The organism is Corynebacterium halotolerans YIM 70093 = DSM 44683, assembly GCF_000341345.1.
Lineage (GTDB): Bacteria > Actinomycetota > Actinomycetes > Mycobacteriales > Mycobacteriaceae > Corynebacterium > Corynebacterium halotolerans.
Genome location: NC_020302.1, coordinates 2519477 through 2540850 on the forward strand (window position 1 = coordinate 2519477; position 21374 = coordinate 2540850).

The window sequence follows — 21374 nt, forward strand, 5'->3', positions numbered from 1 at the left end:
GTACTGCGGCAAGTCTAGCTGCGCTCCGTATACTCGTGGCCATGCCAGAAAGCACCGGTTCGGAGTCGACGGACCGGGCCGTCACCATCTACGACGTCGCCGAGGCGGCGGGGGTGGCGGCCTCCACGGTCTCGCGCGCCCTCAGCCGCCCCGACCGCGTCAGCTTCCGGACGGCCGAGCGGATCCGCCAGACCGCCGACCGGCTCGGCTACCGCAGTCGGCTGGCCACCCGCACCCCCGGTCCCGCGGAGGCACCCACCCGCACCGACAACCTCGGGCTCGTCGTCGCCGACATCACCAACCCGTTCTTCCTCGAGATTCTCCATGGTGCGGAACACGCCGCGAGAACCCAGAACATGACCGTCACCGTGGCCAACACCCAGGAATCCGTCCCCCGCGCCCTGCGCGCCATTGAGCAGCTCATCCCGCACGTCGACGGGCTGATGCTGGCCTCGGCCCGGCTGTCGCAGGGCGAAATCCAGAAGATCGCCCGGACGATTCCGACGGTCGTCGTCAACCGCCCCGTGCAGGGCGTGCCGAGCGTGCTCGTCGACAACCACGAGGGCGCGATCAAGGCGGCCATCCATCTCGAGGCGCAGGGGGCACGCTCGATCACCTACCTCGCCGGTCCCGAGGACTCCTGGGCGGACGCGACCCGCTGGCGTGGACTCGTCGACGCCGTGTCCCACACCGACTCCACGGACCCGACGGTCTCCCTGACCTCTGCCACGAGGCTGAGTCTCGAGCACGTCCGCCGGCTCGCACACGTGAGCGTGCGCCAGCAGCGGGTCGACGAACCGACCATCCGCGGCGGACGCCGCGCCTTCGAGGTCTGGCGCCGCGACCCCACCGACGCCGTCCTGTGCTTCAACGACCTCGTGGCCGTCGGCTTCCTCCAGCAGGCCCGCGTCAACGGCGTCGCCGTGCCCGACGGCGTCGCGGTGATCGGCTTCGACAACACGGAGATGACGACGATCGTCTCCCCCAGCCTGACGACGGTCGCCGGCCCCCTGCGGGCCGTGGGGCGGGTGACGGCGGCCAACCTGATCGCCCTGGTCAAGGGCATCCGCACCACCTTCGTCAAACCCCGCGTCCTGCCCACCCGTCTCATCGTCCGGGAGTCGACGATGCGTCTGCCTCGGCGCTGACGGTTGCGGCGGCCCCTGCGGCGGCGGGCCGTACTGTGTGATCATGGGCGCAGGGAGCGAAATCCCCTTGATTTCCCACAGAAATCCACCCCGTAGGAGGACCGTCATGCCCCTCAACCACGATCTCGCCCGCCAGTTCGCCGACGCCCACGCCTCCGGAGAGCTCCTCGTGCTCCCGACCGTCTGGGACGTCTGGAGCGCCCGACTCGCCGTCGACGCCGGCTTCCCCGGCCTGACCATCGGCAGCCACCCCGTCGCCAACGCCGTCGGATCCGAGGACGGCGAGACCATGAACTTCGAGCACTACCTGGACGTCGCCCGGGCCATCGTCGCCGCCGTCGACGTCCCCGTCAGCGTCGACGTCGAGTCCGGCTACGGGCTGGCCCCGGAGGAGCTGCTCGAGCAGGTCGCCGAGACCGGCGCCGTCGGCATGAACATCGAGGACACCGTCCACGGTGAGGGTGGGCGCATCCGTTCCCGCGAGGAGCACGCCGAGTACATCGCCGGGGTGCGCCGGGCGGCCGACGCGAAGGACCTCGCCCTGGTCATCGACGCCCGCACCGACGCCATCAAGCGCGGCACCGCCGACTTCGAGGATCCGGAGGCCGAGGCCGTCGAGCGCATGAAGCTGATGGCCGACGCCGGTGCCCGCTCCCTCTACCCCGTGGGTGTGACCGACCACGAGCAGATCACCCGCCTGGTGCAGGTGGTCGACGTGCCGCTGAACGTCACCGCCTCCCCCGTGGCCAATCAGCCCGGTGATCTGGAGACCCTGCGCAAGCTTGGCGTACGCCGCGTGACCTGGGGCCCGAAGTGGCAGGACGAGGCCGTCGAGCTGCTCAAGGACTCGCTCCGGCACTGGGTGAAGTAGTCCGTCAGTCCCGGCGCCTGCGGGCGGCGGAAAAACATGCACGGCAACTGTTGGCAACCCGGTGGTTGTGACCCGATCCGGGGTATTGAATGGGGGCATGACCCCATCACACGCAGCTCACCCTGACCGGCTCCTGCCGGCCGATCCGGGCACCCGCGACATCGCCCGTCGGCTGCTCGCGCATGTGGAGGATCTCCCGATCATCTCCCCGCACGGCCACCTGGATCCGGCGATGTTCACCGCCGACGCCCCCTTCCCCGACCCCACCACGCTGCTGATCAGCCCCGATCACTACGTCACGCGCGTCCTGCACTCGGCGGGTGTCGACCTCGCCGACCTGGGCGTGGGCGGGCACGAGGCGGATCCGCGCGAGGCCTGGCGAATCTTCTGCTCCCGGTGGAAGCTGTTCTCCGGCACGGCCTCCGGCTACTGGTTGGAGCAGGAGTTCCAGCACGTGTTCAACATCAACCCGGACCGCATTTCCGCAGAGACGGCCGACGAGATCTACGACGAGCTCGCCGCCATCATCGCCCAGCCGGACTTCCGGCCCCGCGCCCTGGCGGAGGAGTTCGGCCTCGAGGTGCTCGCCACCACCGACGATCCCCTCGACGACCTGGCGCACCACAAGGCACTGGCCGAGGACCCGACCTTCACCCCGCGCGTGCTGCCGACCTTCCGCCCCGACGGCTACACCAAGATGTACCGGCCGGAGTTCGCCGCGAATATCGAGAGGCTCATCGACGTCGCGGGTGAGGGCCAGACCGGTTACGAGGGCTACCTCACCGCGCTGCGCAACCGCCGCCAGTACTTCATCGACCACGGCGCCACCAGCTCCGACCACGGCACGCACAACGCCGATTCCACCCCGCTCGACGACGCCGAGGCCCAGCGGCTGCTGGACAAGGGGCTGCGCGGGGAGGCCACCTTCGCCGAGGCGTGCGCCTTCGAGGCGAACATGACCTACCGCTTCGCGCAGATGGCCCAGGACGACGGGCTCGTGATGACCATCCACCCGGGGGTGCACCGCAACCACTCGGCCGGCGCCTTCAAGCGCTTCGGCGCCGACACCGGCCACGACATCCCCTTCCGGATGGAGTACACCAACGGTCTGCAGCCGTTGCTGAGCGATTTCGGCGAGAACCCCGACTTCCACCTGGTGCTGTTCACCATCGACGAGACCACCTACTCCCGGGAGCTGGCCCCGCTGGCCGGCTACTACCCCTCGACGTACGTGGGCGCACCCTGGTGGTTCATCGACGAGATCGACGCCATGAACCGCTTCCGGGCCGCCACCACCGGCACCACCGGATTCTCCCGCTACTCCGGGTTCATCGACGACACCCGCGCGTACTGCTCCATCCCGGCGCGCCACAACACCTCCCGCCGCGTGGAGGCCGGTTACCTGGCCCGCCTGGTCGCCGAGCACCGCCTGAGCGAGGACCGCGCCGCCGACATCATCGTCGATCTCATCGACGCGTCCCCGAGGAGGGTCTTCAAGCTGTGAGCACCCCACCGAAACCCCTGAACCGCACCACCCACCCGGTCACCGCTCCCCCGGTCCGCCTCGTCCACCTGGGGTTGGGCGCCTTCCACCGGGCGCACCAGGTCTGGTACACCCAGCAGGCCGATCCGGGGTGGGGCTACGCCTCCTTCACCGGCCGCAGCGCCCGGATGTCCGACCTGCTCTCCGCGCAGGACGGCCTGTTCGCCCTGGTCACCCGCTCTGGTGAGGGTGACACCCCGGAGATCGTCTCCACGCTCGTCGAGGCCCAGCCGGCCGACAACCTGGCCCGGCTCGTCGAGCTGGTCGCCGATCCGCAGGTCGCGGTGATCACGTGCACGGTCACCGAGGCCGGCTACCACCTCACCGGGGCCGGTGAACTGGACACCGCGGATCCGCAGGTCATCGCGGACATCGCCGCGCTGCGGGCCGGGCAGCCGGCGAACCTGGCCACGGCGGCCGGGCGCATCGTGGCCGGACTGCGTGCCCGCCGCGCCGCCGGTCACGGTGGCCTGGCCGTGGTGAGCTGCGACAACATCGCCGCCAACGGGGAGACCACGCGGGCATCCGTCCTGGGTCTGGCCCGGGAGGTGGATTTCGGTCTGGCGGAGTGGATCGCCGCCCACGTCACCTTCCCGTCGACCTCCATCGACCGCATCACCCCGGCCACCACCGACGAGCTGATCGCCGACGTCACCGCCGCGACCGGCTTCGCCGACGCCGCCCCGGTGGTCACCGAGCCGTTCGCCAGCTGGGTCATCTCCGGCGGGTTCCCCGCCGGCCGTCCCGCCTGGGAGAACGCCGGGGTGGAGTTCGTCGACGACATCGACACCTTCGAGCGCCGCAAGCTGTGGCTGCTCAACGGCTCGCACTCCCTGATGGCCTACTTCGGGCAGCTGCGCGGGCACGACACCGTCGCCGGGGCGATCGGCGATCCGGTCGTGCGCGGGCGTGTGGAGGCGCTGTGGGACGAGGCCGCGCACCACCTCGCCGCCCCGGAGCTGAAGGTGCCCGAGTACCGGGCCAGTCTCCTCGAGCGGTTCGAGAACCCGCGCATCCGCCACAACCTCGCGCAGATCGCCGTCGACGGCGGCACGAAGCAGCGCATGCGCGCCGTGCCGATCCTGCGGGCCGAGCGGGCCGCCGGCCGCGACGGCGAGGCCGCGGCCTTCTCGATCGCCGCCTGGATCGCCTACCTGCTGGACACGGAACAGATCGCCGACACCCGCGCCGGGGAGCTCGACACAGCCCGTCGGGCCGACGACCCGGTACCCGCCCTGATCTCCGCCCTCGACGAGGAGCTGGCCGCCGACGGGGCGGTCGTCGAGCGCATCCGCGGACTCGTCGCCGAAATCCGCCAACCCAACTGACAGATCCGCCGCCCCCGTCCGGGCTAAGATACGACCATTATGCAGTTCTGATATCTCCGAGAAAGGACTCCTCCGTGAGCACCCGCATTGAAAAGGCCGAGGTCTTCGTCACCTCCCCGTCGCGTAACTTCGTCACCCTGAAGATCACCACCTCCGACGGTGTGACCGGCATCGGCGACGCCACCCTCAACGGCCGCGAGCTGGCCGTGGCCACCTACCTCAAGGAACACGTCTGCCAGCTCCTGCTCGACCGCGACCCCGCCACCATCGAGGACACCTGGCAGTTCCTCTACCGCGCCGCCTACTGGCGCCGCGGACCGGTGACCATGGCCGCCATCGCGGCCGTCGACATGGCCCTGTGGGACATCAAGGGCAAGATGGCCGGCATGCCGGTCTACGAGCTGCTCGGCGGGGCGTCGCGACGCGGCTGCCGCGCCTACGGCCACGCCTCCGGCATGGATCTGCCCTCCCTGTTCGACTCCATCCGCGAGGAGCTGGAGCACGGCTACAAGTCCATCCGCGTGCAGACCTCCGTGCCGGGCATCGAGAAGCTCTACGGGGTGGCCGCCCAGGTGCAGGCCTCCGGTGAGCGCTACGACTTCGAGCCCGCCAACCGCGGCGCCCAGCCCGTCGAGGAGGACTGGGACACCCGCGCCTACCTGCGCCATGTGCCCACTGTCTTCGAGGCCGTGCGTAACGAGTTCGGCGCCGAGCTGCCGCTGCTGCACGACGGCCACCACCGCATGACCCCGCGCGAGGCCGCCCAGCTGGGCAAGTCGCTGGAGCCCTACGACCTGTACTGGCTCGAGGACTGCACCCCCGCCGAGAACCAGGAGGCCCTGCGCTACGTCCGCAGCCAGACCACCACTCCCCTGGCCATCGGCGAGGTCTTCAACTCGGTCTACGACATCAAGGACCTCATCCAGGAGCAGCTGATCGACTACGTGCGCGCGGCCTCCACCCACTTCGGCGGCATCTCCCCGCTGAAGAAGGTCATGGCCTTCGCCGAGATGTACCAGATCAAGTCCGGCTTCCACGGCCCCACCGACGTCTCCCCGGTCGGCTTCGCCGCCCAGCTGCACGTGGGCCTGAACATCCACAACTACGGCCTGCAGGAGTACATGCCGCACTCGAAGCTGACCAAGGAGGTCTTCCGCGAGTCCCTGAGCTTCGAGAACGGCTACCTGCACCCGTCCGACACCCCGGGCCTGGGCGTGGAGTTCGACGAGGAGGCCGCCGCGAAGTTCCCCTACGAGCAGGCCTACCTGCCGTACAACCGCCTCGCCGACGGCACCGTCCACAACTGGTGACCGCCATGACGAAACACATCGTGATCATGGGGGTCTCCGGCTCCGGCAAGTCCACCGTGGGCGAGCTGCTCGGCGAGCGGCTGGGCCTGCCCTACCGGGACGGCGACGACCTGCACCCACCGGCCAACATCGACAAGATGTCCGCCGGCCAACCCCTGACCGACGAGGACCGGTGGCCGTGGCTGCGACTGGTCGGCGAGTGGCTGACCGACCACCCGGACGGCGGCATCATCGGCTGCAGCGCGCTCAAGCGCTCATACCGGGACATGATCCGGGAATCCGCCCCCGGCGTCGTGTTCGTCCACGTCCACGGCACCCGCGAGCTGCTGCACGAGCGCATGCTGCACCGCCCCGGGCACTTCATGCCCGCCAGCCTGCTGGAGTCGCAGTTCGACACGCTCGAGGACCTCGGCCCCGACGAGACCGGGCAGGTATTCGACATCGCCGAACCCCCGGAGACCGTCGTCGACCAGGTCACCGACTGGCTCGCCGGCCTCGACGAGTCCGCCTGACCCCCCCTGCCCCCGTCTGACGACCGAGACAGGACAACTCCCCGCACCGGGCGTGCGGGGAGTTGTCCGTCGGTGGGCCGACGCAGAGCCCTCAGAGCCCTCAGAGCCCTCAGAATTGAGCAGTATCGGCCCGCCCCGGCATGCGCCGGGCCCACCGCGGCACCCGCTCCGGCCGGAAGCCGACGCCGAGGACGGCGGCGGGCAGCGCGGTCAGGGCGGGCACCCGGTGGACCAGCGCGAGGAGAGCGCGGGGTGGGGCGACCTCCCGGCCGCTGAGCGCGGGGTCGAAGACGCGGGCGTGCAGGAGACGCTGCAGGGCCTGGGTCGCGACGGTGGGGAAGGTGCGGCGTCGCTGCACCCGGGCAAGACGACGCTCCACCCCGTGCCGTGGCCCCCCGCCGGACAGGGGCCGGGCCAGCAGGCGGGCGGCGGCGAGGGCGTCCTGCACGGCCAGGTTGATGCCGATGCCGCCCACCGGTGACATGGCGTGGGCGGCGTCGCCGATGCAGAGCACCCCGGGTGCGTGCCAGCGTTTCAGCCGGTCCACCCGCACGTCGAGGTGTCTGACGTCCTCCATCGACGCGATGCCCGCGACGTCATCGGCCAGTTCGGGCAGCAGCGCGGCGACATCCGAGCGCAACGCCGCAATCCCCCGGTCCCGCAGCTTCGCGTCGGTGCCCTTCCGCCCCAGGTACGCGACCTGCAGATAGCCCTCGCGGGGAATGCCGACCACCACCCTCCCCTTCCCCAGCCGCGGTGCCAGCGACTGCCCGACCGGCCGGGAGGTGGGGACGCGGAACCACCAGACGTCGAAGGTGACGGGAAACTCCCGGGCGGCGAGCCCCACCGCCTGCTGCACGGTCGAGCGACGGCCGTCGCAGGCGACCGTGAGATCGGCGAGCAGGCGTCCGGGCCCGGTCGGGGAGTCATAGTCGACTCCGGTCACCCGGTCCCCCTCCCGGACCACGCCGGTCACCTCGTGCTCGGTGAGCAGCGTGAACGTCGGCTCCGCCCGGGCCGCCTCCGCCAGCAGATTCAGCAGATCCCACTGCGGCACCATGGCGATGTAGGGATACCGCAGCGGCAGGCGGCTGAAGTCGACGAGCACGGTCCTCCGGCCCTCGCCCGCGAAGGCGCCCTGGGTCAGGTGCGTCTGCGGCAGGGCGTCGAAGCGCTCGGACAGGCCCAGATCGTCGAGCATGGCCAGCGTGGTCGGGTGGACGGTGTCGCCCCGGAAGTCCCGCAGGAAATCCGCGTGTTTCTCGAGCACCGTGACCCGGACCCCGGCGCGGGCGAGCAGCAGTCCGAGAACGAGCCCGGCGGGCCCGCCTCCCACGATGGCGCAGGTGGTTCTCGATGTTCCGGAAGTGCCGGCCATGTCCGCATCCTTCGTCCGACGGGAGAGAACAGATGTCCTGCCTGGAACTGTAGGGGGTCTCCGCCGCCGGTGACAGTGCCCGGGGGGACGGTGGCACCTCAGTGGCATCCCGCGTCCCCCGCTTCCGTCCCGGTCACCGGGATAGACTGGGCCACACTGAAGATCGCCTGAAGGAGGACCACGCCATGCGCGCACTGATCATCGTCGACGTCCAGAACGACTTCTGCCCGGGCGGAGCGCTCGGCACCGGGCGCGGTGACGAGGTCGCCGCCATGATCGGCAACTACCAGGTCTCCGAGCTCGCGGAGCAGAACGCCTACGCCCACGTCGTGGCCACCCAGGACTGGCACATCGAGCCGGGCGGCCACTTCTCCGACAACCCGGACTTCATCGATTCCTGGCCGCGGCACTGCGTCGCCGACACCGACGGCGCCCGCCTGCACGGGGCGGTGAAGACCGACCGTATCGACGCCTTCTTCCGCAAGGGCGAGTACGAGGCCGCCTACTCCGGCTTCGAGGGCCGGGCCGAGGGGGTGCCGCTGGCCGACTGGCTGCGCGAGCGCGGCGTGACCAAGTTCGACGTCGTGGGCATCGCCACCGACCACTGCGTGCGCGCCACGGTGCTCGACGGCCTGCAGGCGGGGTTCGAGGTCCGTGTGCTCACCGGCATGTGCGCGGCCGTCGACAACGCGCGTGGCGACGCCGCCCTCGAGGAGATGGAGGACGCCGGCGCCGAGCTGGTCTAGGAACCTTCGCTACCCGGACGGCACGTAGCCGAGCAGCTCCTCCATCTCGGCCATCTCGGCGGTCTGCACCTCGATCATGCGGGCCGCCAGGTCCGTCAGCGGCGGATAACCGCCGTTGTCCACCTCATCCTGCGTCATGGCGATGACCTCGGCATGGTGGAAGTGCATCAGCTTGAGGAAGCGGGTCTGCAGCTCCTCGCCCTCCAGCTGCGCGAAATTCCCCAGCACAGTGGGGTTGAACATCCCGTTGGCGAGGTGGTGGGAGTGGTACTCCATGGCCTCCTGCTGGCCCCACTCCCCGGCCCAGGCGTTCATCCGGTCGTTCTCGGCCTGCTGGCCGTCCCGGATCCGCTCCGCCAGGTCGCGGACCGCGGGATCGACCCTCGGGTCCGCCAGCAGGGTCTCCGACATGTCGATGGCCTGCTGGTGGTGCGGGACCATCATCCCGAGGAAGTGGACGTCGGTGTCGTTCGCCTCGTCCGGCATGCCCGCGCTGCGCTCGACCTGCTCGGCGGCGGGCGGGCCGGCGTCGGCGCCGGCCCCGCAGGCGGACAGCACCAGTGCGGTGGCGGTCGCGAGTAGAACGGCGGTGATGCGGGTGGTCGGCGGGCGCACGACAGGCTCCTCCGGGTCGGGGGCGGCGGCTACCGCCACATCATACGCCCGGGGGGTACCTGAGCGGAGAGGGAACTAGACGACGCGGGCGGCCAGCAGGCGCTGGACCTCCTGGATGTCCTTCTTGTGCTTGCGGGAACGCACCACGGCGAAGATGATGCCACCGACGATGACGGCGCCCACCCCCGCGAGGACCTTCTGAACGGTCGGGTCCTGCAGCTTGCCGGTCGCCTCCCGCTTGGCGTCATCCACCAGGTTCTTCGGCTTGCCGCGCTCGGCGAGCTCGTCGAGGGTGTTGGCCAGCTGGCGACGGGTGCGCTCGATATCGCGCTGGATGTCATCGATGTTGCGTGCCACAGAAGTCTCCCGGTTCAACGTAATTCATGGACGTGTACCCACGTCGGTCATTCCCAGGGTAGTGTAGCGCGACCTGCGCCCGCATGCCGCGACCACGCCCGGAGTCCCCGCACCCGGTCGCGGTACCGGTATGGTTGAGCGCATGACTGGTCCCTCGCGCCTGGCCGTGGGCGACGCCGCCCCCGCCTTCACCCTGCCCAATGACTCCGGCTCCGAGACGTCCCTGTCCGACTTCGCCGGCGAGCGTGTGCTCGTCTACTTCTACCCGCGCGCGAACACGCCGGGGTGCACGAAAGAGGCCTGCGACTTCCGCGACAACCTCGGCGAGCTGGAGAACCTCAACATCAGGGTCGTCGGCATCTCCCCCGACAAGGTGGACAAGCTGGCGGACTTCCGTGCGGACCACGACCTGAACTTCCCGCTGCTCTCCGACGAGTCCAAGGAGGTCATGACCGCCTGGGGCGCCTTCGGCGAGAAGAAGAACTACGGCAGGATCGTCCAGGGCGTCATCCGCTCGACCTTCCTCGTCGAGCCGGACGGCACTATCGGCCTGGCCCTCTACAACGTGCGCGCCACCGGCCACGTCGCCCGGGTCCTGCGGGACCTGAACTAGCCTCCACCATGCCGAAGGAGCATTCCGACGCCGACGCACCACCGGAGGACGGCATCCTCGTCCCCCGGCGACGGCCCGCGCAACAACGCAGCCGGGAGCGGTTCAACCGCATCCTCACGGCCGCGCGCAGCGTGCTCGTCGACCACGGCTTCGAATCCTTCACCTTCGATGAGGTGGCCAAGCGCGCCGAGGTCCCCATCGGCACGCTCTACCAGTTCTTCGCCAACAAGTACGTGCTCATCTGCGAACTCGACCGGGTCGACACCGCCGAGACCGTCGCCGAGCTGAAGAAGTTCTCCGAGCGGGTGCCGGCGCTGCAGTGGCCGGACATCCTCGACGAGTTCATCGACCACCTGGCACACATGTGGCACGACGACCCCTCCCGGCGCGCCGTGTGGCACGCGGTCCAGTCCACCCCGGCCACCCGGGCGACGGCCGCCGCCACCGAACGGCAGATGCTGGAGATCATCTCCGCCGTGGTGGAACCCCTGGATCCCCGCGCCACGTACCAGGACCGGATGCAGCTGGCGGGCCTGCTGGTGCACACGGTCTCCTCGCTGCTGAACTACGCCATCCGCGACTGCGACCGCGACGACTCCCAGTTCGACTCCATCGTCGGCGAGATCAAGCGCATGCTGGTGGCCTACCTCTTCGCGGTGGCTACGAGCTGACCCCGCCGGCCCGGGGGGGGGGTTGGGCCGCCCCCCACGGGAAACACGCCTTCCACCTGAGACGCATCATCGGGGGCGCCCGGCTCCCGGCCGCCCCACCTCCAGCAGCACCGTCGCCGTGGCGTAGTCGCCGTCATGGCTGATGCTCAGGGACGTGTGCACCTGCCCCAGCGAGTGGGCCACCGCCCCGGCGACCTGTCCGCGCAGCGCAAGGGCCACCCTCCCCCACCGGTCCGGCTGGACCTCGATCTCGGACCAGGTGACCTGCTCGGCCGGGATGACGGGCGGGCGCCCGTACATCGCCTGCGACCACGCCTTGATGAACGCCTCCTTCGCCGCCCAGCGGCCCGCCAGATGCTCCGCCCGGTCGGGCTTGCCGGCGGCGGCCCGCAGCTCGAGCGCGGAGAACACCGACTCGAAGGTGCTGCCGGGGGTCTCCAGCTGCCCACGGAACCCGGGCACGTGGACGAGGTCGATGCCGACGAAGTGGCGGTTATCCATGCCCCCATCGTCCCACGCCCCCGCCCGCCGCGGGGGCAGCGGATGCCGGGCGACAGCGGACGCGGGACCGCAGCGCAACGACCGGTGGGCCCACCCCTCCCGGGGTCCTCCGCCGCTCGCCTGCGCTTATGGTGACCGGCACGGAACACACCTAGAGTGGCGGTACACACACCCTGAGGAAAGGAACTGAGAGCAATGGGCGACATCAAGCGAGCCATCTTCGGTGCCACCAACACGAATGACCAGCCTCAGACGAAGAAGCCGGACCCGAAGAACGAGGACAACGTCCCGGAGAAGGACACCACCACGAACTCCGGCCCAGTGGAAAACGACCAGTCCGATCCCTCGACGGTCTCGGACTCCGACGGCCCCACCCATGAGCAGCCGACGTCCGAGTCGCAGCCGGACAACTCGCGGCAGCGCACCGGCGAGGACGACGCCGACGACTACTACGCCCCGTCGGATCAGACCCGCAGCTGATCCCTGCCCGACCGAGGCCGACGGCCCCACCGGAAAAACTTCCGGTGGGGCCGTCGGTGTCAGGCACGCAGGCGGGGGCTAGATCTCGCCCCCGGTGCGCAGCACGCCGTCGACGAGACGGGCGTCGTCGTCGAGCAGGACCGCGGCCTCGCGCTCCTTGACGACGTCGCCGGTACCGCCCAGGTTGCGGTCGACCGGGCGCTCGTAGAGCGGGGCCTGGCCGTGCATGCCGGCGACGAGGCGGCGCAGACCGGCCTCCTCGCGGGCGGCGGCGGCCTTCTCCCAGGCCTCGGCGGCGGCGTCGCCACGCTCGGCGCGGAGAGCCTCGAGGAAGGCACCCGGGTGGACGATGCCCACCAGCGCGGAGACGTGGCCGAAGCCGAGCGAGGTCACCAGGCCGGCCTTCGGCGCCCGGGCACGCAGGTCCAGCTGCTCGCGCAGCCACACCAGGTGCTGGTGGCGCTCCAGGACCGGATCGACGCAGTCGAGCGACATGTTCGCCGGCAGGATGCCGGAGCGCAGGACCTGGGTCAGGCCGATCATCTGGAAGGCGGCGGCACCACCCTTGGCGTGGCCCGTCAGCGTCTTCTGGGAGATGACGTAGAGCGGGTTGCCGTCCGCACGCCCCATGGAGGCGGCGATGCGCTCGTGCAGGTCCGACTCGTTCGGGTCATTGGCGTTGGTGGAGGTGTCGTGCTTGGAGATGATCGCGATCTCATCGGCCGACACGTCCAGCCGGCCCAGCTGCTCGGCCAGCCGGGAGTTCACGCCACCACGGGCGGCGGAGAGCGCACCCAGGCCCGGGGCCGGGATGGAGGTGTGCGCCCCGTCGGCGAAGGACTCGGCGAAACCGATCACACCCAGGACCGGCAGCCCCAGGTCGGCGGCCACGGAGCCGCGGGCCAGCAGCAGGGTGCCACCGCCCTCGGACTCGATGAAGCCGGCACGACGGCGGTCGTTGGCCCGCGAGAAGAAGCGGTAGTCGATGCCCTTGGCGGCCAGGCCGGCGGAGTCGGCGGTGGCCGCCATGTCGCCGAAGCCGGTGATGCCCTCGATGGACAGGTCGTCCAGGCCACCGGCGACGACGAAGTCGGCCTTGCCCAGGGCGATCTTGTCGTAGCCCTCCTCCACGGAGACCGCGGCGGTGGCACAGGCGGCGACCGGGTGGATCATCTGGCCGTAGCCACCGACGTAGGACTGCATGACGTGCGCGGCGACGACGTTCGGCAGGGCCTCCTGCAGGATGTCGTTCGCGCGCGGCTCGGCCAGCAGGCCGTCGATGTACAGCGAGCGCATGGACTCGACGCCGCCCATGCCGGTGCCCTGCGTGGAGGACACGCGCGCCGGGTGGACGTCGCGCAGCAGCTCGGCGGGGGTGAAGCCGGAGGACAGGAACGCGTCGACGGTGCAGACGAGGTTCCACAGGGCCAGCCGGTCGAGGTTGTCGATCATGTCGGCCGGGATGCCGTAGACGGCCGGGTCGAAGCCCTCCGGGATCTGGCCGCCGACGAACCGCGACATGGTCACCCGCCGCGGCACGCGCACGGCGGAGCCGGCGTGGCGCACGACGGTCCACTCGCCGCCCTCCTCGTCGAAGAAGGCGCTGGTGTGCTCCGGATCGGTGTCGACGAAGGTCTTCGCGGTGGCCTTGTCGGAGACCGTGAAGGACAGGTCCTTGTCGAGGTAGACCGTGGTCAGCTCCGGCGCGAGGTTGTCGAGCATGCCGAAGTCGTCGTGGTAGCGGCGCACGCCGATCTTGGCGATGACCTCGTCGTGGAAGCGGGAGTGGATCTCCTCCTCCGGGACCTCGTTCTCCTCGGCGTCGTACCAGGCGCCGTCCCAGTGGATGAGGCCCATGGACCAGGCCAGCTCGGTCACACCGGCGGCGGTGAGTTCGCCGGACAGCTCGGCGTCGAAACGCGTGCGGGCGGAGCCGTAGGGGCCCAGCTCGCCGGCGCCGACGAGCACGACCATGTCGTCGAGCTTCTGGCTCACCCCGGAGAACTCCGGCCTCGTCCAGTTGAGGCGGCGGTACGGGGTGGGCAGGGCGGCCAGCGTGCGCGGCTCCGCCTGCTGCTCCGGAGCCCCGGACTGCGCGGCGTCGGCCGCGGCCTCGCGGGCCAGCTCGGCGATGTTGAAGGTGGACTCGGCGAGCCCGCCGGACAGGTCGACCGTGACCGGGGACTGCGCGGCCTGCGCGCGGACCTCGTCGGTGGCCTGGGCGATGAGCTGTTCGGCGATCTCGGCCGGGGAGTAGGTGGCCACGCCCTTGGCCTCGACGGCCTCGACCAGCGGGTCGTTGCCGCCCATCAGGCCGGTGCCACGCACCCAGCCGATCAGCGCGTGGACGAGACTGGTGCGCTCGCCCCAGACCGGCTCGGCGTTCCAGCGGGTGACCACGGCGTCGAGCGCCGCCTTGGACTCGCCGTAGGCGCCGTCGCCGCCGAAGCGGCCGCGGTTCGGCGAGCCCGGGAGGACCACATGCAGGCGCTTGCCCACGTGGGTGTCGGAGCCGATCCCGGACAGGCCGGCGATCAGGCGCTCGACGGCCCACAGCAGCAGACGCATCTGGGCCTCGGACTGCGGGCCGGCGTCGGCCAGGGTGCCGGCGACGCGCGGCGCGGCGAAGGGGAACAGCAGCGTCGGGATGAGGGCCGGCTTGAGGACCTCCTTCTGGCCGTTGACGGTGGCGGTCTGCTCGGTGCCGATCCACTCGATCACGGAGTCCAGGTCGGAGAAGGCCGACAGGTTGGCCGGGATGATCCACAGCGCGGCGGTGCCGCGGGCGGAGCGCGAGTAGATCCGCTTGTAGAACTTCAGGCGCTCGGTCGACAGGCTGGAGGTGGTCACCACGACGGTGGCGCCACCGGCCAGCAGCTTCTCGACGACCGCGGCGGCGATGGAGTTCGGGGACGCGCCGGTGACGACGGCGACCTCGCCGGTGTACTCGAGGACCTCGCTGGCCCGCGCCTGCGCGGCCTGCTCGGGCAGGCCCAGGTACTCGGCCTGCTTCGCGACGTTCTCACCGGTGCCGGTGACGTCCAGCTGGTCGACGTCGATCTGGCCGAGCGCGGCGCGGGTGAGGTCCTCCCGGGCGGAGGCCCAGCGGTCGTCGATGAGCACGGCCAGATCCGCGTCGAAGCGCGGGGCGACCTGGCGCGGCCAGTCGGAGCCGAGCTCGCGGGAGACCAGCTCGAACAGCGCGTTCGCGTCCTCCTCGTCCTCGAGGTTCTGGTTCGGGACCTGCTCGATGCCGAGCTGGGTGAGGATGGTCCGGGCGGTCTCCGCCAGGACACCGGACTGGCCGGTGACCTGCTCGGCGAACTCGCCCAGGGCGGCGGAGTCGACGACTCCCCCACCGGCACCGCCGGCGGACGGCAGGGACACGGACACACCCTGCTTCGCGGCGACGGCCTGGACGGCGGCGTCGATGAGCTGATCCAGCTCGGCCGAGTTGCCCGGAGCGGCCGGGGCCAGGGAGGCCAGGTCGCCGCCACGCAGGGAGGAACCCTCGCGGGCACCGATGACGACCTCGGCGACGACGTGGTCGGCCCAGCCCTGGCCGAGCTGCCAGGTGCCGGTGACCCGCTCGGCCACGTAGGCCGGCTTCTTGCCGGTCGGACCGGTGATGCGGCGCAGGCCGTCGGCGACGGAGTCGCCGAGGACCGGACCGAAGGCGGAGTAGCCCTTGGCCATCTTGGTGACGGTGGCCTTCAGGTCGTTCAGCTCCGCGTCGGCGGCGCCGTCGATGGCGCCCAGGCCGAACTCCACGCCCAGGTCCAGCAGCAGCTGGTTGCGGCGGGAGGAGACCCCCTCGACGAGGGTTTCGATGGAGTCGGTCGCGCCCATCTGATCCGGGCGGACCTTGGTCCACACGGCGATGAGCATCTCGGTGGCGTCGGCCGGGGTGAACGCGATGTCGTCCGGGCGCGGGCCACCGGTCGCGGCCGGCGCCGGGGCGGTCTCGGTCGGGGCCGGGGCGGCCGCGGCCTGGGCCTCGGCGGTCTGCTGCTGCGCAGGCGTCCCGGTGCCCTGGGTGTTCTCCTCCGCCTCGGCGACCTCGCGGACGAGCTCGTCGGTGGCGAAGACGGTCTGGCGGTCGCGCTCGACGTTGAGCACCTCGATCGGGGTGCCGGCGTACTGCGGCAGGCGCAGGGTCTGGCCCAGCATGTTGGCCAGGGTCGGCGAGGAGCCGACACCGACCTCGACGAAGCGCTCCATGCCCAGACCGCCGTGCGCGCGGTCGCGCAGGATGAGGTCCTGGGTCTCGATCCAGCGGACCGGGGAGGCGAACTGCCAGGCCAGCAGCTCGATGAGCAGCGTGCGGGCGAGCTTGCCCTCGTCCTTCGCGGCCGCGTCGAAATCGGCCAGGATCTCGTTGATGTAGGGCGAGTCCACGACGTCGGCGATCGAACGGACGAAGTCCTCCGTCAGCTCGAACGGGCGGGCCACGAGGTTCGGGATGTAGCGGTCCTTGAGCACCGACAGGTCCGCGCCGTGCGGCAGCAGGGAGTCCAGGTGCTCGCGGAAGTCGTCCACACCGTCGCGCAGGTGGCTGGAGTGGAAGGGCACGTCGATGCCCGGGATGCGGATGAAGGCGCGCATGCCCGGGGCCCTGGTCTCGGCGTCGGCCTTGAGCGCCTGGAGGCCGGCGCGGGTGCCGGCGACGGCGTACTGCACGCCGGCGATGTTGTAGTTGACGATCTCCAGGAACTCGCCGGTCTTCTCGGCGATCTCCGCGACGTAGCCGTGGACGTTCTTCGCGCTCAGGCCCATCTTGTTGGGCCGCAGGGCGGCCAGACCGTAGTTGGAGTTGCCGGCTGCGTCGCGCTCGACCAGACGGTGCATGGTCAGGCCGCGGCGGTAGACGATCTCCACGACGGACTCCAGCGACAGCACACCCGAGTAGGCGGCCAGGGCGTTGTACTCGCCGACGGAGTGGCCGGCGAAGTAGGCGCGCTGGTTCAGTGCGCCCGCCTCCTCCATCTCGGCGACCTGGGCGCAGCCCAGGGTGGCCATGGCGACCTGGGTGAACTGGGTCAGGAAGAGCACACCCTCCGGGTGGTGGAAGCGCTCGCCGTCGACGACTACCTCGACCGGGTTGTTCTGCACGATCTCCAGGACGGAGAAGCCCAGCCGGGAGCGGGTGTGGCGGTCGGCGCGATCCCAGACCTCGCGGGCGGCCTGCGAGGAGGCGCGGGACTCCATGCCCATGCCCTGGGACTGGATGCCCTGGCCCGGGAAGCCGTAGAAGGTGCTCGGCGCGGCCATCACGGCGGTGGCGGTGAGCACCAGGTTGCCGTTGACGGTGGCGGTCACGGAGCGGACCTCGCCGCGGCCGGGGCGGTTGTCCACGCCCGAGCGCTCGACGGTGAACTCGATGGTCTGGCCGGGCAGGATGACGCCGAGCATGGTGGCGGTGTACTCGACGACCTTGCCCGGGGAGGTGGTGGTGTTCTCGTCGGAGAAGCCGGCGGCCGCGACGAGTTCACCGATGGCGGAGGTCCACATGCCGTGGACGATCACGCCGCCCCCCGGCAGGCCGGCCAGCTTGGCGGCGGTGTCGGAGACGTGGATCGGGTTGCGGTCGCCGGAGACGATCGCGAAGGGCTTCATCGACGTCGGGGCGACGACGCGGGCGAAGGAGCGGAAGGAGCGCGGGGTGTCGACCACGCTCGGCAGCGCCGAGGTGTTGGTGCGCGCGGTCGCCTCGCCGTTGCGGCCGCGGATGGCGAAGCGCTCGGACAGGGTGGCCAGCGGCTCACCGTCCACGCTCAGCTGGGCGCGGACCACGACGAGGCGGCCCATGTTGGTGTCGGTGACCTCGTCGGCGGTGGCGGTGGCGGACAGCTCGACGGCGCCGTCGGTCGCCTCCGGCAGCTCGCCGAGCATGGTCAGGTGGTGCTCGAGGTGGACCAGGGAGAGCATGCCCTCGACCACGGAGGCCGAGTCGGTGCCCGGGATGACCGCGGAGCGCACGGCCGCGAAGACGGCGGGCCAGGCCCGCCCGACCAGGACGTCCGGGGCGGTGCCGTGGGAGGCCAGGGTGCCCGGCAGATGGCCGGTGGTGACGTTGTCGTAGTCGGCCAGCAGCTCGGCGTCGATGGTGGTGGACCACTCCGCGACACCGTCGGTGACCTCGGCAAGCTCGCCCCCGGCGGCCACGCGGGTGAGCTCGGCCATGGCGGTCTCGGCGTCGGCCTGGGTGACCTGCGGGACGGCGCCCGCGGGGGCGTCGGTCGGGAGGGTGAAGCGGATGACCAGGTCGGTGGTGGTGCCGGTGGCGGTGGAGCCGGCGAGCGGGACGGTCAGCTCGGCGTGCTCCTCATCGACGGCGGTCAGCGTCGCACCGGTGGCACCGTGGGTGGCCGCGGTGCGGTCGTCGTTGAGCTCCCAGGTCTCCGCGTCGCCGAGGAGGGCGATGAAGGAGTGCTGGTGGCGACCGGCCCAGTAGGTGCCCGGCGCGGCCAGGACGTGCTCGACGACGGTGCGCCCGTGCTCGACCGGCTGCTCGCCGGCGGCCTCGAGGCGGTCGACGGAGGCGGCGTTGAAGCGCTCCAGCAGGTCGGCGATGGGCTCGTCGGCGCGGGTGATGCCGGAGACGGCGGCCGGTCCCGGGATGATGCACACGGCGTCGGCGTCATAGCGGTCGTCGTGGGCCTGCCACAGGGAATCGGAGCGCCACCAGCGGCGCACGTCGGCGTCGATGACCGGGACGAAGTTGACCGGCTTGCCGGGGGTGCGGCAGTGGGTGAGGAACCAGGCGACGTCGGCCGGGTGCAGGAGGTCGTCGATGGCCGGGTAGGTCTCGGCGAGCTTCTCGACGGCCGCGGCGGCGTCGTCCCCGTATCCGAGTTCGATGACCGGGGTGAAGGTGCCGTGGTCGACCTCGGTGAGGCGGGCCTCGGCGCGCTCGAGCATACCGGCGAAGCGGCGGTGCCAGGACACGTCGGTCCAGCCCTTGTCGGTGGGGCCGGACAGCTCCAGGTAACGGTTCAGCCACTCGCGGTAGGTCATGGTCTCGAGGTCGCCGAAGTAGACCTTGGCGGTCTTGCCGATGGCCGCGATGATCTCGTCGCGGCGGGCGGCCACGGCCTCGGCGTCGCCGGCGACCTCGTCGAGGAGGCGGCCGGCCCGGGCGAAGGAGTTGTCGATCTCGTGGATGTCGGCGCCCAGCTGGGAGCGGCCGGAGGCGATGCCGTTGTTGGCGGAACCGGCACCGACCCACTCGTTGCCGCCGGCGGCCTCGACGAGCAGCTGCTTGACCTGCGGGGAGGTGGTGGCCTCCTGGGCGGCCATGGCGGCGGTGCCGATGAGGATGCCGTCCACCGGCATGGCGGGCAGGTCGTACTTCTCGGCCCAGGAGCCGGTGATGTAGTCGGCGGCCTGCTCCGGGGTGCCGATGCCGCCGCCGACGGCGAGCACGGTGTTCCGGCGGGCGCGGATGTCGCCGTAGGTGGCGATCAGCAGCTCGTCCAGGTCCTCCCAGGAGTGGTGGCCACCGGCCTTGCCGCCCTCGACGTGGAGGATGATCGGGATCTCCGGCACGGCGTCGGCGATCTTGAGGATCTGGTTGATGTGGCGGACTGCGCCCGGCTTGAAGGCGATCCAGGGGAAGCCGGCGTCGCGCAGCTCGTGGATGATCGCCACGGCGTCGTCCTGCTCGGGGATGCCGGCGGAGATGACCACGCCGTCGAGCGGAGCGCCGTTGGTGCGGGCCTTGGTGACCAGCTTCTTGCCGCCGAAGTGCAGGCCCCACAGGTAGGGGTCCAGGAACATGGTGTTGAACTGGGCGTTGACGCCCGGCTTCAGCAGTCCGGCGAGCTTGTCCAGGTTGCCGTCGAGGATCTCCGGGGTGACCTGGCCGCCGCCGGCGAGCTCGGCCCAGTGGCCGGCGTTCGCGGCCGCGGCGACGATCGCCGGGTCGACGGTGGTCGGGGTCATGCCGGCGAGCAGCATGGGGCTGCGGCCGGTCAGCTCGGTGAAGCGGGTGACCAGGCGGTTGCGGCCGCGGTACTTCTCGATGCGCGGGGCGTAGGTGGACCAGTCGACGGGCAGCTCGGGGGCCAGGCCGGCGTCGAACAGCGCGGCCTGTCCCTCGTTGCCGCAGACCACCAGCGTGCCGACGCCGCGGCCGGCGGCGATGCGGCGGGTCAGCGGGTCGACGCCGCCGTCCGGGCCGACGTCGAGGATCCACTTCGCGCCCTGGGCGATGACACCGTCGACCTCGGCGGGCCAGTCCACCGGGGTGACCAGCACGGCGTCGGCGGCCTCGCGGGCGATGGTCTCGTCGAGACCGCACTGCTTCGCCCAGGCCACGGCCTGCTCCACGGCAGTCTCCATGGCCGGGTGGTGGAAGGCGGTCTGGACGTTGAGCGGGGAAAAGCGCGGATTGAACGGGGTGCCGCCGCGCTCCTTGTTCTCCACGGCCTTGGCGTCGCGGTCGGCGAGCTTACGCAGCGCGTCGATGACGGCGGCGTTGTCGTGCGGGCGGCCCACGAGGACGAAGTTGTCGCGGGCGTTGCGCAGGCCGACGACCGGGCGGATCTCCTGCGGGACCTCGGCGCAGACCCGGTCGATGGCCTGCTGCAGCTGCTCGGCGGTGATGCCGGAGATGGCGACCATCGGCATCTGCCCGCCCTGCTGGATGAGACCGGTCATCCGGGAGGTGCGGGTGATGGCGGAGCCGATGAGCTGGGCGATGGCCAGCAGGTCGGCGGCCTCCGCGCGGCCCTGGACGGCGAAGGCGCCGAGGACACCCTGGGAGTGGCCGATCGCGGCGACGGCCTCATCGAGATTGAGGCCCTGGTTCTTCAGCGACTCGCACGTGGCGAGCTGGGAGGTGAGGATGCCCGGGACGGACACCGCGGCCTGGGCGGTGTCGAAGGACGGGGCGTCCTCGCTCCGGGCCCAGGTGACCGGATCGAAGCCGAAGGGCCGGGTACCGGCGAGCTCGTCCGTGACAGGCTCAAGCGTGGTGGCTGCCCGGGCGACGAGCCCGTCGATGGCGGAGCCGACACCGGCAGCCACGGAGGCGCGCAGGGTCTTCAACCAGTCGTAGCCCTGACCGGCGAAGGCCAGGGCGAACGGCTCGCGGTCGAAGCGGTTGATCAGTCGGTCCGTCCGAAAGGAGGTGCTGTATTCGGTCACGTGAGAACTCGCTCCTGTGTTTCCTACTCGTGCATGACGACATGCGGGCACACTTCGCCCACATGTTTTGCTTGCCAAATATGCCATAAAATCATGAGGAAAGCGTCATCTTTCACCGGGGTGTCAGGTGCGTCGCGGATGGGTGACGGGT

The 21374-nt window shown here is 70.9% G+C and carries 15 protein-coding genes; 10 read left to right on the forward strand and 5 right to left on the reverse strand.

The annotated features are described in order from the left end of the window. Positions 1–41 precede the first annotated feature (41 nt). The 6 genes from A605_RS11610 to A605_RS11635 all read left to right on the forward strand — a co-directional run bounded on the left by A605_RS11610 (position 42) and on the right by A605_RS11635 (position 6712). Positions 42–1148, forward strand: coding sequence for a LacI family DNA-binding transcriptional regulator (locus A605_RS11610; RefSeq protein WP_015401705.1), 1107 nt, complete (start codon positions 42–44; stop codon positions 1146–1148). Positions 1149–1254: 106 nt separating this feature from the next. Further along, the gene (locus tag A605_RS11615) at positions 1255–2019 is read left to right on the forward strand and encodes an isocitrate lyase/PEP mutase family protein (RefSeq protein ID WP_015401706.1); all 765 of its coding nucleotides are present in this window, start codon (positions 1255–1257) and stop codon (positions 2017–2019) included. A 97-nt stretch (positions 2020–2116) separates the two neighbouring features. After that, positions 2117–3523, forward strand: a complete 1407-nt coding sequence (gene uxaC / locus A605_RS11620) for a glucuronate isomerase (RefSeq protein ID WP_015401707.1) — start codon at positions 2117–2119, stop codon at positions 3521–3523. Then, a complete protein-coding gene (locus A605_RS11625) occupies positions 3520–4890 on the forward strand; it encodes a mannitol dehydrogenase family protein (protein WP_015401708.1) in 1371 nt (456 codons plus the stop codon). The genes uxaC and A605_RS11625 overlap by 4 nt, the downstream gene beginning before the upstream one ends. A 74-nt stretch (positions 4891–4964) precedes the next feature. Continuing rightward, positions 4965–6200 (forward strand): D-mannonate dehydratase ManD, encoded by a 1236-nt coding sequence (gene manD / locus A605_RS11630; RefSeq protein ID WP_015401709.1) that lies wholly within the window; start codon positions 4965–4967, stop codon positions 6198–6200. A 5-nt stretch (positions 6201–6205) separates the two neighbouring features. After that, positions 6206–6712, forward strand: coding sequence for a gluconokinase (locus A605_RS11635; RefSeq protein ID WP_034990561.1), 507 nt, complete (start codon positions 6206–6208; stop codon positions 6710–6712). Positions 6713–6821: 109 nt separating this feature from the next. Here A605_RS11635 and A605_RS11640 read toward each other — a convergent pair whose 3' ends face one another. After that, positions 6822–8090: an FAD-dependent oxidoreductase gene (locus A605_RS11640; RefSeq protein WP_015401711.1), complete on the reverse strand. Its 1269-nt coding sequence runs from the start codon at positions 8088–8090 to the stop codon at positions 6822–6824. Between the two features lie 185 nt (positions 8091–8275). Between A605_RS11640 and A605_RS11645 the strand changes: the two genes are divergently transcribed. Beyond that, positions 8276–8836 (forward strand): nicotinamidase, encoded by a 561-nt coding sequence (locus A605_RS11645; protein WP_015401712.1) that lies wholly within the window; start codon positions 8276–8278, stop codon positions 8834–8836. Between the two features lie 9 nt (positions 8837–8845). Here A605_RS11645 and A605_RS11650 read toward each other — a convergent pair whose 3' ends face one another. Both A605_RS11650 and A605_RS11655 read right to left on the reverse strand, forming a co-directional pair. Continuing rightward, entirely contained in the window at positions 8846–9451 is a 606-nt protein-coding gene (locus A605_RS11650) for a DUF305 domain-containing protein (RefSeq protein ID WP_015401713.1), read from the reverse strand. Positions 9452–9526: 75 nt separating this feature from the next. Continuing rightward, positions 9527–9808, reverse strand: a complete 282-nt coding sequence (locus A605_RS11655; protein ID WP_015401714.1) for a DUF3618 domain-containing protein — start codon at positions 9806–9808, stop codon at positions 9527–9529. Positions 9809–9950: 142 nt separating this feature from the next. On the opposite strand from A605_RS11655, the gene bcp reads away from it, so the two are divergent. Together bcp and A605_RS11665 are read left to right on the forward strand one after the other, a co-directional pair. Then, on the forward strand, positions 9951–10421 hold the full coding sequence (gene bcp / locus A605_RS11660) for a thioredoxin-dependent thiol peroxidase (protein ID WP_015401715.1): 471 nt from the start codon (positions 9951–9953) through the stop codon (positions 10419–10421). Positions 10422–10429: 8 nt separating this feature from the next. Continuing rightward, a complete protein-coding gene (locus A605_RS11665) occupies positions 10430–11092 on the forward strand; it encodes a TetR/AcrR family transcriptional regulator (RefSeq protein WP_015401716.1) in 663 nt (220 codons plus the stop codon). A gap of 66 nt (positions 11093–11158) precedes the next feature. On the opposite strand, the gene acpS is transcribed toward A605_RS11665, so the two are convergent. Then, positions 11159–11593, reverse strand: a complete 435-nt coding sequence (gene acpS, locus A605_RS11670) for a holo-ACP synthase AcpS (RefSeq protein ID WP_015401717.1) — start codon at positions 11591–11593, stop codon at positions 11159–11161. A 195-nt stretch (positions 11594–11788) separates the two neighbouring features. On the opposite strand from acpS, the gene A605_RS11675 reads away from it, so the two are divergent. Beyond that, complete coding sequence (locus A605_RS11675; RefSeq protein WP_015401718.1) at positions 11789–12073, forward strand: hypothetical protein; 285 nt, start codon at positions 11789–11791, stop codon at positions 12071–12073. A gap of 78 nt (positions 12074–12151) precedes the next feature. On the opposite strand, the gene A605_RS11680 is transcribed toward A605_RS11675, so the two are convergent. Beyond that, positions 12152–21223 carry a type I polyketide synthase gene (locus tag A605_RS11680; RefSeq protein WP_015401719.1) on the reverse strand — a complete coding sequence of 3024 codons (9072 nt, stop codon included), beginning with the start codon at positions 21221–21223 and terminating at the stop codon, positions 12152–12154. Positions 21224–21374: the final 151 nt, after the last annotated feature.